Annotated in this window: 16 protein-coding genes; 5 read left to right on the top strand and 11 right to left on the bottom strand. The window is 42.8% G+C overall.

The features are described 5' to 3' along the window. The first annotated feature begins 10 nt into the window (after window positions 1-10). Window positions 11-640 carry a hypothetical protein gene (locus JMX95_RS09205; RefSeq protein WP_201560640.1) on the top strand — a complete coding sequence of 210 codons (630 nt, stop codon included), beginning with the start codon at window positions 11-13 and terminating at the stop codon, window positions 638-640. A 75-nt stretch (window positions 641-715) separates the two neighbouring features. Here the strand turns inward: JMX95_RS09205 and JMX95_RS09200 are convergent, their stop codons facing one another. Continuing rightward, window positions 716-1,357, bottom strand: a complete 642-nt coding sequence (locus tag JMX95_RS09200; protein ID WP_201560639.1) for a GNAT family N-acetyltransferase — start codon at window positions 1,355-1,357, stop codon at window positions 716-718. 226 nt (window positions 1,358-1,583) lie between these two features. Here JMX95_RS09200 and ribF point away from each other — a divergent pair, with 226 nt between their 5' ends. Further along, entirely contained in the window at window positions 1,584-2,624 is a 1,041-nt protein-coding gene (gene ribF / locus JMX95_RS09195) for a riboflavin biosynthesis protein RibF (protein WP_201560638.1), read from the top strand. 99 nt (window positions 2,625-2,723) lie between these two features. On the opposite strand, the gene JMX95_RS09190 is transcribed toward ribF, so the two are convergent. From JMX95_RS09190 to JMX95_RS09175, 4 genes are all read right to left on the bottom strand, one after another. Beyond that, the gene (locus JMX95_RS09190) at window positions 2,724-2,963 is read right to left on the bottom strand and encodes a DUF2789 domain-containing protein (protein WP_201560637.1); all 240 of its coding nucleotides are present in this window, start codon (window positions 2,961-2,963) and stop codon (window positions 2,724-2,726) included. Between the two features lie 219 nt (window positions 2,964-3,182). Next, window positions 3,183-4,166, bottom strand: coding sequence for a malate dehydrogenase (locus tag JMX95_RS09185; RefSeq protein ID WP_045454237.1), 984 nt, complete (start codon window positions 4,164-4,166; stop codon window positions 3,183-3,185). A gap of 376 nt (window positions 4,167-4,542) precedes the next feature. Beyond that, a complete protein-coding gene (locus JMX95_RS09180; RefSeq protein ID WP_193008548.1) occupies window positions 4,543-5,184 on the bottom strand; it encodes a hypothetical protein in 642 nt (213 codons plus the stop codon). A gap of 529 nt (window positions 5,185-5,713) precedes the next feature. Beyond that, window positions 5,714-7,852 (bottom strand): lytic transglycosylase domain-containing protein, encoded by a 2,139-nt coding sequence (locus JMX95_RS09175; RefSeq protein WP_201560636.1) that lies wholly within the window; start codon window positions 7,850-7,852, stop codon window positions 5,714-5,716. 387 nt (window positions 7,853-8,239) lie between these two features. On the opposite strand from JMX95_RS09175, the gene miaB reads away from it, so the two are divergent. Beyond that, window positions 8,240-9,730, top strand: coding sequence for a tRNA (N6-isopentenyl adenosine(37)-C2)-methylthiotransferase MiaB (miaB, locus tag JMX95_RS09170; protein ID WP_201560635.1), 1,491 nt, complete (start codon window positions 8,240-8,242; stop codon window positions 9,728-9,730). Between the two features lie 98 nt (window positions 9,731-9,828). Here miaB and JMX95_RS09165 read toward each other — a convergent pair whose 3' ends face one another. From JMX95_RS09165 to JMX95_RS09140, 6 genes are all read right to left on the bottom strand, one after another. Further along, the gene (locus JMX95_RS09165) at window positions 9,829-10,065 is read right to left on the bottom strand and encodes a hypothetical protein (protein ID WP_201560685.1); all 237 of its coding nucleotides are present in this window, start codon (window positions 10,063-10,065) and stop codon (window positions 9,829-9,831) included. Between the two features lie 151 nt (window positions 10,066-10,216). After that, on the bottom strand, window positions 10,217-11,431 hold the full coding sequence (locus JMX95_RS09160; protein WP_201560634.1) for an RtcB family protein: 1,215 nt from the start codon (window positions 11,429-11,431) through the stop codon (window positions 10,217-10,219). A gap of 801 nt (window positions 11,432-12,232) precedes the next feature. Further along, complete coding sequence (locus JMX95_RS09155; RefSeq protein ID WP_198329490.1) at window positions 12,233-12,967, bottom strand: LysE family translocator; 735 nt, start codon at window positions 12,965-12,967, stop codon at window positions 12,233-12,235. 145 nt (window positions 12,968-13,112) lie between these two features. Further along, the gene (gene argE, locus JMX95_RS09150) at window positions 13,113-14,333 is read right to left on the bottom strand and encodes an acetylornithine deacetylase (RefSeq protein ID WP_201560633.1); all 1,221 of its coding nucleotides are present in this window, start codon (window positions 14,331-14,333) and stop codon (window positions 13,113-13,115) included. Window positions 14,334-14,468: 135 nt separating this feature from the next. Beyond that, entirely contained in the window at window positions 14,469-14,954 is a 486-nt protein-coding gene (locus tag JMX95_RS09145; RefSeq protein ID WP_265089723.1) for a nucleoside deaminase, read from the bottom strand. Window positions 14,955-15,250: 296 nt separating this feature from the next. Then, entirely contained in the window at window positions 15,251-15,904 is a 654-nt protein-coding gene (locus JMX95_RS09140; protein WP_201560632.1) for a UPF0149 family protein, read from the bottom strand. Window positions 15,905-16,150: 246 nt separating this feature from the next. Between JMX95_RS09140 and JMX95_RS09135 the strand changes: the two genes are divergently transcribed. Further along, on the top strand, window positions 16,151-16,591 hold the full coding sequence (locus tag JMX95_RS09135; RefSeq protein ID WP_055124734.1) for a hypothetical protein: 441 nt from the start codon (window positions 16,151-16,153) through the stop codon (window positions 16,589-16,591). Between the two features lie 116 nt (window positions 16,592-16,707). Further along, complete coding sequence (locus tag JMX95_RS09130; RefSeq protein ID WP_201560631.1) at window positions 16,708-17,139, top strand: cell division protein ZapA; 432 nt, start codon at window positions 16,708-16,710, stop codon at window positions 17,137-17,139. Window positions 17,140-17,299: the final 160 nt, after the last annotated feature.

Below are 17,299 nucleotides of genomic sequence, written 5' to 3'. Positions count from 1 at the left end.
AGGGCTAATAATGACAACCAAACGATCAACCTTACTACGCTTACCAACTATCTTAACCGCTGGCGTCCTTAGCACTGGACTGCTTTTAAGTGCTTGTAGCGATAACGATAAGACAACTAGCAGTGCCGAGGATACGGCAGCTGTCTCTGAAGGCAGTTCTGATAAAAGCATTGATGCTGAAAATAGCGCTGCTAATCAAACGTCAACAGTGGATGCGAATAGCACAGTTGACAGCAAGCAGATGGCTGACAGCGGTAAAGCTGAAACGGCGATTGATAGTGATAATATCAACCCAGTCACTTCTGCGACCAAGAAAAAGAGCCTCGTAACCAATCCCACCGAAGCTGGTACGCCGGAAGATACTGTAAAGCAAGCACTAGATAGCTTGTATTATGGCGAGGTAAAGGAAGCTGTTAAATATTATAAAGTAGATATGGCAAACTTCGAAGAAGAGCTGGCTAAAACCCAGTATGCCTTTCAGCAAACCGTTGATGGTGTGACTTTTACTGATACTAAATACAACGATGATAAAACCCGTGCCACCATCATAGGTGAGATTATGTTAAGAGGTCAAAGCGAGCCTGCGCCATTGACTTATGAGCTACAAAAAATCGATGGCAAATGGAAGATTTTAGGATAAGGCGTCTAGCTGCCATTCTCTAACTTTGCTTCATTTGGCGTTATTACTGGTCATTACTATTTTTATTAATCATCGCTATATTAATTGGTCATTACTATCAGCAATGACCGCTTTGCCAAGCATCACGACATCGGCGATAAAACCCTCCATATCACAAACCTTTGGCATATAGCCCCACTGCTCAAAGCCAAGTTTACGGAACAATCCTAAGCTTGGCTGATTATGGGCAAAGATAAGCGCAACCACGTTATGGATACCTAAGCTCGGCGCTTGCGTCAGCATCCAGCGGGTCAATAAGCTGCCCAATCCTTGACCATGATACTCTTGATGTAAGTAGATACTAATCTCCGTGCTGATATGATAAGCGGGCCGTGTATATAAATCGCTAAAGCTGCCCCAAGCGACGATTGGCGATACTGTTTCTTCGACACTTACCTCTGCATCTTCAACCACAGCTCTAACAATGTAAATCGGCCGCGTGGCACTATTTAGATGTTCATCAAACCAATCTTGCCGCTCTGCGCAAGTCACGGGTGTGAGATTGGCGGTTGCTTGCTTGCCGGCGATACTTTGGTTATAAATGGTTAAAATTGCGGGTAAGTCGTCTTGACTGGCGAGCTGTACTATAAAGCGCTCGTTAAGTTTATAGACAGCTGATGTATGCTGTATAGAGTCATAGCCATTATCATAATCAGTCGTAGAGACAGCAGCAGGCATAGCGTTTCCATCATAAATATTCATAGATAATAATAAAAATAGGGATAAGTGATTAATAGACGTTTAGCTGTTAGCATGGTTGTTTGATTAACAACAGACTATAGGATGTTAGTAGGGCTATTTTACTTTATAATGGCTGCTTTTAGACACATCTGTTTTAAAAGTTTGTTTTAATCGCGGTGTGTTTTTCATTTTTTATTGGTCTTATCTATCATAGCTGACATTTATGAACACCTATTTTCTTGAGCAACTGATGGCGTCGCCAAACGCTTTACCGGCCGGTAGCAGCCCAGTAGCGTTGCCCCCCTGTGTACTGACTATCGGTAACTTTGATGGCGTCCATTTAGGTCATCAAGCGATGCTGTCGCAAGTTCGTGAGCTTGCCAAAGCGCAAAACCTTGGCTCAGCTGTCATGATATTTGAGCCACAGCCGCGTGAGTTCTTTGCGCCAGCGACCGCGCCTGCTCGCCTCACCAACCTTGCCGAAAAGCAAGCTTTGCTGGCAGAATACGGCATCGAGACGCTAATTGTTGCCAGCTTCGATAGCGATTTTCGCTCACTATCAGCGCAGGCATTCGCCGATATTTTGGCACTGCGCTTAAACGTCCAAGCCTTGGTATTGGGTGATGATTTTAAATTTGGTCATGATCGTGCTGGCGACAGTCAGTTTTTGCGGAATTATGGCTTAGATGTGACCAATCTACATACCGTCATCGATGATAGCGGTAAAGCGGCACGTATCAGCTCTACTCGCATTCGTGACTTACTATTGGCTGGTAATATTCACGCAGCTAATGCGCTACTTGGTCGCGATTACGCGATTACAGGGTTGGTCGTTGGTGGCGATAAAATTGGTCGCACCATGGATTTCCCTACTGCGAATATTGACCTACAGCGTTTAAAACCTGCCCTGCATGGTATATTTGCTGTTGATGTCGTCAGCCTTGACGATGATGGGCAAGTGATTGTTGATGGCTTAACGGCACTTGCTATAGATGGCAAATCAGGTATCTCAGGATTACGTTCAAACAGCCTATTTGGGACAGCCAATATCGGCACTAGACCCTCTGTCAACAAACAACACGATTGGCGGCTGGAAGTGCACTTCCCAGAATTAAATGCTGATTTATATGGATTAACTTTACAGGTTCGTTTTTTGCATTATTTACATGGTGAACGACATTATGATGGCTTAGAAGCATTAAAAACAGGCATCCATAATGATGTGAAAGCATTGATTGAGTGGCGAGAGCAGCAGCCCAGTTAGGTTGCTATTAAGCTTAAATGCGACCCTCGATATCTATAATTTATAAAAAAACCCACAGCGTTTATAACGTTAGTGGGTTTTTAATTAATGGTGGTTTTTCTAAGCATCTGGATGCATACGTACGTTTAAGTCATCGATGACTTCTACCCATTCCGCATCTTTTTCCCATTCTTCTTGTAGAAAAGCACGTTGATTGTCTGTCCAAATGCTCGCTTCTATTAACTTCTCTTCTTTTCCCAACTGATTGTTTTCAATAAAATTATCAATCGCTGCATCTGAGCTATTAAGTCCCAACTGTGCAAATAATTCATTCATATTGTATTCTGGTTCACCCAACATGTTTTTCTCCTTAAATGATACGAGTGTCATTGTGTTTATTATCTAAATTGACATATTTATTGTAGCAAGCTTTATTTTAATAGCTGTTAATCAACGTGTATCTAACGTTATCAATTGTATTAATAGGCATGCAAGACACACAAAAAAGCCCTCTACATTAGAGGGCTTTTTTAGAACAATTTCTATATAACAGCTTTATGACATTATCACATTGGCTGCTTATGGTAGTAAATGAGCTACCGCATCACGTTCTTCGCTAAGCTCTTGCTCAGTCGCTGCCATTTTCTCTTTAGAGAAATCTGATGACACATCAACGCCGTCTACGATAGACCAGTCGCCGTTAGTGCATGTGCATGGGAATGAGTAGATCAAGCCTTTTGCAATACCGTATTCGCCGTTTGAATAAACACCCATTGATACCCAATCGTTCTCATCAGTACCCAATGCCCATGTACGTACGTGTGCAATGGCAGCGTTGGCAGCAGAAGCGGCAGATGATGCACCACGTGCTTTAATGATAGCTGCGCCACGTTGTTGTACTTCTGGGATATAAGTCGCTTCGTACCATTCGCGATCAACCAAATCTAACGCAGGCTTACCGTTGACAGTAGCAGCAGTCAGGTCTGGATACTGAGTTGATGAATGGTTACCCCAAATGATCATTTTTTTCACGTCATTTACTGTGCTGTCAGTTTTGCCAGCCAACTGCGCCATGGCACGGTTGTGGTCTAAACGAGTCATCGCAGTAAAGTTGCGTGGATCAAGATCTGGTGCATTACGCTGAGCGATTAGAGCGTTGGTGTTGGCAGGGTTACCAACAACCAATACTTTTACGTCACGGCTTGCAACGTCATTCAATGCTTTACCTTGCGCTGAGAAAATCGCAGCGTTGGCTTCTAGCAAATCTTTACGTTCCATACCTGGACCACGCGGACGTGAACCGACTAGCAGAGCATAGTCAACATCTTTGAATGCAACGGTCGCATCATCAGTCTGCACAACACCTGCTAATAAAGGAAATGCACAATCTTCTAATTCCATGACCACACCCTTTAGGGCGTCAAGTGCTGGAGCGATTTCAAGCAATTGCAAAATAACTGGCTGATCTTTACCTAGCATCTCGCCAGATGCAATACGAAATAACATAGCATAGCTGATATTACCAGCGGCACCAGTGACGGCAACACGTAAAGGCTGTTTCATTGACATTGAATACTCCCTAATTATAGATTAGATAATTCATGATTCTGATTGATGGTTCTAATGGATGACTATCGTTGTAAATAGCGACTTGCCTACTGAATATAGCAGTCATAAACCGAGAGCTAGTGTAGCACTTCGTTCAGCAAATCGTCTAGAGACAATAAGACGCCGACCACCGATTATATTGTTACATTTTATACGGGAGGATTTTTATACCTACTGTAAACCTATATGGATACAGCGCTAGAAAGTAATAAAAGGCAGCTGATAACAGCATTGAGAAGCTTTATATATAGTGATATAACACTTAAGATAAACGAATATTATTAGGGCGTGTCCTCAATTCAAGCAATAAGTATTTAAATGAGCTAAAAAACTATTTTCCACCCGAAATGACGAACTTACTGCCACAATTATTCACAACATTATGACATGTGCCAAATTCGCTCCCTTCATAACAAATATGGATATCCGTCAATGTTGATTGACGACGACTGCCCGCTTGGCAAATCAAATCAATACTGTTTGAGGACATGCCACTGTTAAGCTGGGTCATTTGACTGATAAATCGAGATTTAGAAACTGTATAGCTATTACCCGTATTAAGCTCATTAGGCAGCTTTAATGCGCCAGCGTAATTGGTAATCTGGCGAAAATAACTACTGGCACTAAGTGGACTACACGCCCCATAACGCTGCCAAGCTTGGCTACGTACTGTCGTATCAGGCATAATACGGTTGACGACTTTTAACTGTAACGGTGTCAGACGTGGCTCACTACCGCGTCCGCAGCGCTCACCATATCCCATATCCAGACCTGATACTGTCAACGAATAACCTTCCAAGCATTGACGCATGCGGGCACGTGTCGGCTGTATGCTACACAATGCTGGCGTCATCTCAATCATCAACACACGCTGTCCGCTCTTAACAGCGCTCGCGGCATGTACCGGCATCATCATAACGCCTTGCAATATCACTAATGCACCGATACTTAGCGTCTTATTTAGTTTATCCATAGATGTATTAGTTATCGAGCTTGATTGGTTTAAATCTGGCGTCAGAGTAGATAGCGAGCGCACCTGCATCTGCTGAATAGATGACTGATGCCTAACTTTTAATAACAGGGACAGATTGAAATATTTTTTGATCATAGGGGCTGAAGGCATCTAGCAATGATAAAAACATGGGCTATCGTTTAGCTAATAGTGTTCGACGTATAAACACTGATAAAACTAAGAATAGAGCTAACAAAAATGTGTGCGTTGATTGATAAGCACTTATTATAAGCACGTATAAAAGACACTAATTGATGCAATGGTAGCAAAACGTTTTTTTTAATCTATAGCAGAAACGTAAACATAAGCTAATGATAGCATCAATAGTACAAAAATATCGCAACGTTAGCATGTCATCATCAGCGAGGTTGGGCGTCGAATTAGGCATCGCGTCAAGACAAAACTAGTTTTGATTGCACGATCAAAAGTGACATAAAAAAACCATTAATGATTGCTCACGAATGGTTTTTTTGGTTTATACATTAGCATTTTAGAACGCGGCAGGTATCGTGCCCATGCGCTGGCTAATAGGCTGACTACGACCTAATAGACTGCTATAAATGGTGGCATTTTCCATCACGTGCTTGACGTAATTACGGGTTTCAGGAAAGGCAATCGACTCGACGTACTGGTCGGCTGCGAGCGAACCATATACTGGTTGCCAACGCTTGGCATTGTTCGGACCCGCATTATAACCAGCCGTTGCCAACACAGGTTGACGGTTTAGCTTACCGAAAATATCACCCATATACCACGTGCCATAACGAATATTGGTATCGCCACTATTGGCACGGCTGGCGCTATAGGTCTCACCTAAATTTCGAGCAATATATTTTGCTGTGTCAGGCATCACCTGCATCAAACCACTGGCACCAACGTTTGAGCGTGCTGATGCAACAAAGCGACTTTCTTGACGCATGATGCCATAAGCCCAAGCAGGATCGATACCAGCAGACTGACTATAACGTACGACTGCATCTTGATGCGGCATCGGATGTGATAACGCTAAGCTGTCTACTCTATCAGTATTATCGACGGCATAAATTGCTCGGTCGAGCCAGCCCATATCATAGGCTTGACGAGCAGCGGCAATAATCAAGTTATCATCACGCTTGTCGCGCGCCTGCTTTACCGCCCAGTTCCATTCACGATTGGCATAGGCACGGCTGGCGTCAGCATTATATAGAGCAAAAGCACGCGCAAAGTTGGCATCTTGCATAACCCGTGCGCGATCAGCAGTACTGACATTTGGTAAGTTATTACCACCCAAACGACTGGCATCAAAACGCTGACCCACTTTATCCTTTGCCATTAAGCCATAATAGTCATTATTTTTTGCCAAGTTTTGATACATTTTTTTAGCAGTATTACGCTTGTTAGCATCGCTTGATTGCTCGTAAGCGCGAGCCAGCCAATATTGCCACTGATCACTTTTTTGGGTTTCAGCCTCCATTTTTGAGATGGCTTCGACCACATCATCCCAGCGGCTAAAGCGAATCGCTGCCATGGCATAATCTTCGGCTTCTTCAAAATTAAAATCTTCGTCTAGGCTATTGCGGAACCAATCAACCGCCTCAGCATTAAAACCATCATCCGTATTATGATTCATACGTTGCACCCCAAGGATGCGATACGCATAGCGACGAGTCTCCGCATTCAACAATTTAACTGAACGCTGATTGTCTTGCTTAACATCAAAATCTAACTGTAATGCAGCTTCACGGTAAGACTTGTCAGCAACGCGTCCCATGGCATATAGATATAAGTATTGATTGTTTTGACTGGCAGGTTCTCGACTAAAACGGCTAAAAAAAGCAGACGGATTCAGTTGAATCTCACTCAATGCTGAATAAGCAATGGGCGTTCCTAAACGTGATGACAATGCCATAATGTCACCCGTTTTGCCTTTGCGTAACATACGCTTGAGACGCGCCGCGCGATCCTGATTGCTAATCAGCGCGTTATTATTCATCTCCATCGCGAGCTGGTCACACAAGGCGGGCTGCTTTTTGGTCGTCAACCAAACTTCAGATTTGGCTGCCATAGCCCGCATAGTATCGCCGCCATTATTGAACCCAAGCGCAACCGCACAGCGCTCACTGGCATCCGCATTGGTAATCAAATTCGCAACTTGGCGTACTGAGGCGTAATCATTGGAGCCTGCTTTAGTCTCAGCAAAATCCGCCACCAGCTTTTCTGCCATCACCGTATTTGGATATTGACGCACAAACTGTGACACTGCCGCCGAACTTTGCGAATTAAGATCCAAATTCATCCGCCAATAAGTGGGATACATAGCAAACAAACCGCCGCTCATTGCTTGCTCATAATTGTATAAAGCACTGACATCACCGCGTTCTGCCGCAATTGCCGCTGCTGTAAATGAGCTCGCACCATTGTCCGACTGATAGCCACTGTTTTGTTGATAGCTGCCTTCTTGCTGATAACTGTCCTCTTCGCCCCACGTCAGCTCAGCACAAGCCACCTGTGACAATCCTAGCGCACTCATTGCTGTCGCCAAACTTAACGCACTGACTCGTAGCGTCCTTGCTTTCATTCGTTTTGCATCTTCATTTTGCTTAATAGATTCTCTATCCTTGATGCTATGAGCAACCTGCGGCTTTGTCATACTGACTCTCTTTGTAATGTGTCCAAATGATTTGGCTAAATAATATATTTAGCATAACAATGCCAAAACGGCGTAAATCGCGATTTAATCAATCGCGCTAATATGGTCGCATTCATCATACTATACTCGTTGCACTTTCAACCATCACCTTTACCTTTTGTTAATAAATACGATAGCACGGTGTAACATAGAAGTGATAGCAAGCCATAATTTTTGCCAAACGCGTTACTAGTAGCAGTAAATAATTGATACTGTTATAAATAATTTATCATAACGACCAACAATTGACGCTGCTAATTTTTCACATTGTCATAGGGTTGTGATAAAATACGCCACCTGCTAATCACCTATCACGCTATATTTTTAGTCAATCATGGACTTATCCTTATGAGTGTTACTGTATTTAATCCCCGCATCGATGACACTGCTGTCGCTGAAACAACCGCTACTGCGCCTGCTGTCACTGCACTCAAAGAATCAAGTTCAGCCCAAGCACCTGTCAAATCAGCGACTAAGAAAGTCTTTGTCACCACACAGGGCTGTCAGATGAACGTCTATGATTCTGGCAAAATGCTGGATGTGCTCGGTGATTCCCACGGTATGGAAGTCACACACGATATCGATGAAGCTGATGTATTACTCATGAATACCTGCTCTATCCGCGAAAAAGCGCAAGAAAAGGTGTTTTCAGAATTGGGTCGCTGGCGCAAATTAAAAGAAAAGCGCCCTGATCTTGTGATCGGTGTTGGCGGCTGTGTTGCCTCACAAGAAGGCGATAACATTCAAAAGCGCGCGCCTTACGTCGATATGGTATTTGGCCCGCAAACATTGCATCGTCTGCCAGAGCTATATGATCAATCAAATGAACAACGTGAAATCGCGCCTAAAAACCGTATCGGTACGATTGATGTGTCATTCCCGAGTATCGAAAAGTTTGATTTTTTACCTGAGCCAAGAGTAGAAGGATTTAAAGCCTTTGTCTCTATCATGGAAGGTTGCTCAAAATATTGCTCATTTTGCGTGGTTCCTTATACCCGCGGTGAAGAATTGTCTCGCCCACTCGATGACGTATTGGCTGAGATTGATAGCTTAGCAGCGCAAGGTGTGCGTGAAATCAATCTATTGGGGCAAAACGTCAACGGCTATCGCGGTGAAAAAGACGACGGCAGCATTTGCCGTTTCGCTGAGCTGTTACATTATGTCTCGCATGTTGATGGTGTCGAGCGTATTCGCTATACGACCAGCCATCCGCTAGAGTTCACTGATGACATCATTGATGCCTATGCACAATTGCCAGAGCTGGTTTCTCACTTGCATCTGCCTGTTCAAAGTGGCTCAAACGCTATCTTGGCAGCGATGAAGCGCAATCACACAATTGATGTCTATATCAATCAGATTAATAAGCTTAAAGCCGTTCGTCCTGATATTCACTTATCTAGCGACTTTATCATTGGCTTCCCTGGCGAGACGGATCAAGATTTCCAAGATACTTTAAATCTAGCCAAAGAATTGAACTTCGATCACTCTTACAGCTTTATCTACTCTAAACGTCCAGGCACGCCAGCGGCTGAGTTACCAGATGATGTGAGTTTCAAAACTAAAAAAGAGCGCTTGGCTGAATTCCAAAAAGTCATCATTGACTCAACGCTAGCGAAAACGCATGAGATGGTCGGTACTACGACACGTGTGTTGGTGGAACAAGTTGCCAACCGTCATCCTGACTGCCTAATCGGAACGGCAGATAACACCCGTACGGTCATGTTCCCTCACGATGTCGAAAAAATGGATGAGATGTTGGGTAAACTCGTGAGCGTACGTATTACTGATTTCGTCAGTCCACATATGGTCAAGGGTGAGCTAATAGAAGTATTGGCGTAACCGTTATATTATAAGTTTGAGTAAAAACAAAAAAGCCGTTCGCTATGATAGTAAACGGCTTTTTTGTTGTTTAAATTTAAGATTAAGATGAACGATTGCTACTCCGACAACCAATCCGTCTGCCGTAGCTGCTGCTTGGTCTCACGGCGACGTTTTTTTCGGACGATATCGATATCCTCCTTTTCGTGAATACCACCTTTTCTTAACAGTGGATCTAGTGCCAAATAGTTGCGCGGCTTGACAGTGCCTATTGAGTGTTGGACACCTGTTTCAGCTTGCTTCTCTAACTGCCGCTCAATCTGTTTGGTCTTTTTTAAGGTTTGTTTTAAGCTCATATTGTTACCTATACTTTTAATATATATCAATCTTTTTTGTATGTTCGAGTGACGGCATAGTGAGGCCACGACTAGGAAATCGAGCGCAAATAGTACACTTAGTACATTTAGCTCGATTGACACCATCCTGGCCTCGCTATGGTGTAACTCGTTAGCCTTTAATACACATCACCTGCTTCAGCGTATGCACCACTTCTACTAAGTCAGATTGATTCGCCATTACTTCATCAATGTCTTTATAAGCACCGGGTATTTCATCGATGACGCCTTTGTCTTTGCGACATTCGACACCATCTGTCTGTGCTTTTAGCTCGTCGATAGTGAACGCGCGCATGGCTTTACCACGGCTCATCTGTCGTCCTGCCCCGTGCGAGCAAGAGCAAAACGATTCCTCTGCGCCTAGACCGCGCACAATAAAAGACTTTGCGCCCATAGAGCCTGGGATAATGCCGAGCTCACCTGCATAAGCACTGATCGCACCTTTACGAGTGACATAGACTTGCTCACCGAAATGCACCTCTTCATTGACATAATTATGATGGCAATTGATGGCTTCTTTGGTCAGCTGAAATCGTGGTAATCCTGCTTGTGGCGACTGCAATGACTTGATGACCAAGCGCATCATCTCACGGCGATTTTCTAGCGCGTAATCCTGCGCCCAGCCCACCGCTTCAACATAATCAGCAAAGCTATCAGACCCTTCGGCAAAGTAAGACAAATCATGATCTGGCACATGACCAAAGCGCGATTGACGCTCTTTTTTGGCAAGGTTAATAAAGTACTGGCCAATACAATTACCAATACCGCGACTTCCAGAGTGCAGCATTACCCAGACGTCTTTGTTTTCATCCAAGCAAAGCTCAATGAAATGATCGCCACCACCCAGTGTACCGAGCTGCTTTGCCCAAGTGCGCTCAAAACCTTTGAGCATTTTGAGCAAACCTGGATGCTTATCAGTAATCGGCTTTAAGCGCTTGCCTAGTGGATCAAGCGTTGAGTTCTTGGCTTGGATTTGTTTGTGCATGTTGAAGCCAACAGGTACTTGCTGCTCAATGATCGACCGCAATGACTTTAAACTGTCAGGCAGATGACTCGCTGTCAGTGACAAACGCACCGCATTCATACCGCAGCCGATATCCACACCAACGGCGGCAGGAATGATGGCTGATTTAGTCGGAATCACACTACCGACTGTAGCACCTTTGCCAACATGCACGTCAGGCATAACTGCAATGTGTGAGTGTACAAACTCCAACTGGGCTAAATTGCGTAGTTGCTGTATCGCTCCTTGCTCAACATCCGAGGTATAAATTTTGACTGGTACGCCGTGTTTACGATTTTCGTTTAATACTAATTGAATGCTCATAATTTATATTTTCTATTTTATTATTTTGGAACCATGTAACGTATTTTTCATTTATCTATTTTTACAATTTTTAGACATTACTTATCCATCTCAATTAAACAAAACGTTTAATAATAATGTTATTTAATAATCTATAAAATTTAGGCAATAAAATACCGTATTTCTATTAAATGAAAAATTAATAGACATGCATGGTTAGTTTATTATGGACGTTTTAAAGGAAGATTTTACCGTACCAAAATTGAAAGCATAAAAATTATGCATACAGAAGGGCATACGTTAAACGATGGCGTAAGTAACCTAATTGGTAATAGCGGTAAAGTAAAATGTTAGATAAACAGACAGCAGTAAGCGCAATATGGCTTAGCACGATCGCAGAGCGATTTTGGCACGGTAGACTTAGAAGAGGAATAGCGCAAGTAGATACAGAAGACTATGCGTTGATATCATTCAATAGGATATCACTCAGTAGCTTATATATAAATTCAGCCAAACCTGTTCGAAGTCGTCATTGCTGTCAGGTAGTTTACACATTCAATCTTTAAAAACGTCTTGATAGTTAAATAGGACACGATGATTCCTCCGTAGGTTGTGGCTAATTATTGTAGACAATAATAGCAGACTTATTGGGATGACTTATCGCTTACATAGAAGCTAATAAATAGATGTAGCAATAATAACGATTTAAAAAATAAAGTCAATAATTAATTTTAATTAAATAAAAAAATATATTTCATTAATCATGTTATTTAAAAAGTGTTACTTTGAGAGTGTTATTTTAAATATAGAACTAAAAAACCTTTAAACCATAAAGCTATTTATGACTTCAGCCAATAAAGCGGCTGCAATGATGATAAATATGACGCCGCAACCACGATTGAGCCACGCTAAACGATTGCCAACATCGAGCCAACTTGCCAGCTTTGTACCACCCAAGGTATAAACGATTTGCCAAATTGTTTCACTTAAGAACAACCCTATCGTTAATAAAAAATATTGCGGCCATAACGGCGCACTAAAATTGATAAATTTGGGGAAGAAAGCGGCAAAAAATAAGATGGCTTTGGGGTTGGATAGCGATACCCATACACCTGTACGAAACAAGGTCACATTGCTTGGCAAGATTCTCACCGCTTCGCTTGAGAGCGAACGTGGCTGCGGTGTACCAGCTGTATCTTCACTGTCAGAAATAGAATATTCAGCCGCGACTTCTTCGCTCATTTCACGAGCATCACTCATCAAGCTGCCATCGCCTACATCGCGCCAAGAGCTAATACCCAGATAGATTAAATAAGCCGCACCCACTGCTTTAATGATTGTCAACAACCAAGGCGACTGGCGACTAATCACATCGAGTCCAAGTAGGGTCGAAAGCAGTAATATAAATAGCCCAAGGCTCAGTCCTGCCAGCGTCCACAATGTGCGCTTTACGCCATAGTTCATGCCATACTGAAACGCGAGCAGCATATTGGGACCTGGGGTCGCTGAAATAAAAAACGTACTTGCAAAGAATACTGCAAACAGATGCCAAGACATCGACCAACCCCTACTTTGTTATTTATAAAAATTTATCGTAATAATGCCAAACTGCTAAAAAATAAACACCGCCATAACGACGGTGTATTTTATGCTAACTCGTCACTTGCTGATAACAGAAAGGAACACTTGCTGATTCAATCCATCAATTGATCGTACAGCTGTCTAATAACTTCTGTAAAAAACTATCACAGCGCTCAATTTCACTCAGCTCGACATATTCATCGGCTTTATGTGCTTGCTCAATACTACCGGGACCGCAGATAATCGTTGGGATACCAGCATTGGTAAATTGCCCGCCCTCAGTTGCATAAGCCACTTTATGACGCTCGTTATCTCCAGTCAGTGCGGCTATTAACGATTGCAATTCAGCACTGTCGTTATCAGTCATTGCCGGTACGCTTTCTTCTTGCATCAGCTCAATGCCAGTATCGGCAGCACGTGCCTGCATCTGGGCATTTAATTCTGCCACTTTCGCTTGAATCGGTGCAAGAATATCCTCTTGCGTCATATGCGGCAGATTACGATAGTCAAAGGTAAACTCGCACAGATTGGGGACAATATTGGTTGCCGTCCCACCTCGAATCGTGCCTACAGACAATGTCGAATAAGGCACATCGAACAGTGCATCATTATCACTGCGATGACTAATCTCTTCTGCTAACTCATCGACATAACCAATCAAACGACTGGCATAGCTGATAGCATTGACACCTTGGGTGGTCAATGACGAATGCGCAGACTTACCATGGACGCGGCAACGATAAACGGCAATGCCTTTATGTGCCACAACCATCGTCATATTGGTTGGCTCACCGACGATACAATAATCAGGGGTGATACCACGCGCTTTCAAATCTGCCAGTATCAATGGCGCACCCAAACAGCCCACTTCTTCATCGAATGATAATGCCAAATGCAGTGGACGACGTAACTGACCGCTATTTGATAATTGCACAGCGCGTGGTAATAACGTCAATGCACAAGCGATAAAGCCTTTCATATCACATGCACCGCGTCCATATAGCTTATCGCCACGTATCGTCGCAGTGAATGGATCTGACGTCCAATCTTGACCATCAACTGGTACTACGTCAGTATGACCAGACAGCACCAGACCGTGATTGACTTCGTCAGCGTTTACCCCTGCTGGCACAGTGACGAACAAATTGGCTTTGTTTTTGGCTTCATTAAAAGTCAAATCTATTATCAAACCTAATTGTTCACAGTATGCTTGCACATCTTCAATCAAGGCTAAATTTGAATGGCGACTGACCGTATCAAAAGCAATCAAGCGTGTGAGCCAATCGATACTATGCGCAGGGTAAGACGTATTTTTGAGCTGATTATTATTGTTCGAAGTCATGAAATATCCTTATCACGATATAATACCGATTTTAGAAATACGGTTGGCGATGTTAAATTTTCCAAGCCTACTAGATGTAGTACTCGCACTCGTTTTTCGCTACTGTAATTTCTGGAATGGTAAAAATAGAAAGCGTTAGCGTCTTTGAAATGCGCGCTGTTGCAGCGCCTTTACTTCTGCATCTAATCCAGCAATCGGACCTTGTACTGATACATTTGGTGCTACTTCTTGAATACTTAATGAATTGATCGGTGATGAGGATTTTACGCCCATCTCCTGCATCCATTCATCCAACTGTTTTGATGAGCTGACATAAACGATACGACCAAGCCCTGCCCACGCATGCGCAGCCGAACACATGGCACAATGCTCGCCCGAGGTATAAACCACAGCGTTAGCGCGCGCCTCCGCTGTCATATTTGCTGCTGCCCATTTGGCAACGGCAATCTCGGGATGATAAGTAGCATCGACCGTATTGGCTCGATTGCGATCTTCATGCAGCACATGACCATCGCCGTCGACCAATACGCTACCAAATGGCTCATCGCCCGCCTCTAACGCTTCAGTAGCCAGCTCTACGCAGCGGCGCAAATACATCATATCATTGTCGTTGATCATCATAATCTCCCTTCTATTATCTAAGCGCCATTAATGACTCTTAAAATCTCTCATATCTTTTTAGAAAATACTCGGGCGTGTCCTCATTTTGAAAATGGTGATAAAAATGAGATAAATGATAGCCAAATCAGAAAAATAGCGCAGATAATATCGGGACATTAACCAGCTGTTTAACGTAGTTTTGCAAGATTTAACTATTTTTATCCCATTTAGTGGCTTTCTCTTAGATTGAGGACACGCCCTAGCATGGATAATAAGTTGGCTTTTATAACAGATTGCTTCTTACGATAGCGTCTTTATTATGAAGGACGGTTTTGATTCATCGCATCGACGACTGGCGGCATTGGCTTTGGTAACTTGCCTTCTGCTTGTAGCTCTTTGGTGGTTTTTGCATCGATAGCCAGTCCGGCAATTAGGGCAATATCTTTAACAGGTTTACGCGTGCGGGTGGCAAAGCTCACTGGCACCATGCGCGCAAACTCATAAATATGCAGATAAGACTCTTCGCCACCTTCAAATTTTTCATCATCTTCTAAGCGAATACCACCGATTTTAGCCAAATCAGACAGCATCTCATTTTCGTCACCACTGAGACCACAGTCGGTAATCCCAAAACCCGTCATAAAACCATTTGCCCACTGTTTCAATGCCATCACGCGCTCGTACAAATCATGTTCATCATCTGGTACTAATGGCGTGTAAGAATAAGCATCGTCTTTGTCTTTAAGCTGAAAAACAGTGTCTTCCGCTTCTTCTGTTAACAGTGTCAATGCCTCATCAGGTAACGGCGCAAAACTGAGCTCCTCAAATACCTTAGCCCATACTTGCTCATCAGGCGCATTACAGGCAGTCATAAGCCCTGTCATCAAGCCATGCACCTCGCTGATAGACACGTCAGTCCAGTCATCAAAAGCAGTCAGCCATGTATTCCAGCCAGATATATTGTCATTCATAATAGAGGTCCTAGTGATTGATTATTGCTTAAAAAATATTGCTTAAAAAATAAAAATAGACGAATAAAATAGGTGTGAGACATCGCTTGATATTATCAATCAAACCATGGCTAATAAAAATAAACAAACAACGTCTAATATAGGTAATTACTTTGTTGATATAGATATTATGCGGTCACCTATGGCATTATTAAACGCAGAGAACAAAATTCATTCACGCTTACTTGTTAAGGATAAAAACTGACTATGTATGATCAACTTAGAATATTAGAAAAAATGATACTCGACATAAAAAAACAGTATCAGCTTGTCAGTGCTGAACTTAGCAGCCTCAAACAGCATCCTGTTAGCGACCCTCAAGAGCTTGCAGCATTAACGACCAAGCTCAACACTAGTCATAGCGAACGCGACGGTGCCAAAAAACAATTGAACGATCTCGACAAGCGCTACCAAAGCTTGGCTGAAGCGCATCATATGATAGGCGAAGAGCAAGATAAATTGCAAAAACAGGTCAGCCAATTGCAACAACAAAATAGCCAGTTACAGCAACAAAATAATGAATTAAAGCAGCAATATAGCGATATTAAACAGCAAAACAGTGAGCTGCAGAAAAAGAATCAATTGGCAGCGGAGCGTACACAAGTTGTATTAAAACGCTTAACCCACATTGATCAAGTAGAAGGCTGATCAGTGATGGCAATGAGCGATGACCGATAATCACTACTTGCTAATGAAACCGACAAAATCAAAACGGTAATATCTTATATTACTCATTTTACTGACCAAACATTGTAGGATTTATCATGACCGATGACCACAAAAACTCTGTAGAAAAACAGCCGCAAAATGGCCAACAGCAAAATATTTCTTCTAAACCACAACCAGTCGCTGCAACTGGTTCAAGTACGTCGAGTGCTACTGTGAAAACCACTATCCCTGAACCACAAATCAAGAAGGTCGATATTGCAATTGCGGGTGTCACTTATCCTATATATTGCCCAGTACACGAACAAGAAGAGCTGCTCTCAGCTGTCTCGTATATCAATAACCATGCGCTAGATCTCAAACGAGATGCGCCAAGCCTCAGTCAAGAAAGCATCTTGGTACTGTGCTGCTTGAATTTGTATGAAAAAATACACACCAATCAAAGAAGCGATGAAGATCGACTACAGCAAGACAAACAATCTGAAGCGCTATTAAATAAAATTATGAAAGACGCACAGTCTGTTTTATAAGCGCATATTACGCGACGAAACAATAAGCGCTTCGCTCTGATGAGCCAAGCGCTTTTTTATGCCTAAGTCATAATATAATTATTGGGGCTGTCCTAGATAACTAGTTCAGTTCCTGTTTAACCCATTGTTTTAGCTGGTGTAATTGACGTTTTGGATCACT

Origin of the sequence: Psychrobacter sp. NC44 (assembly GCF_904846655.1) — a bacterium.
Lineage (GTDB): Bacteria > Pseudomonadota > Gammaproteobacteria > Pseudomonadales > Moraxellaceae > Psychrobacter.
The sequence above is the reverse complement of the archived record's forward strand: the minus strand, read 5'-3'. Positions and strand labels throughout refer to the sequence as shown.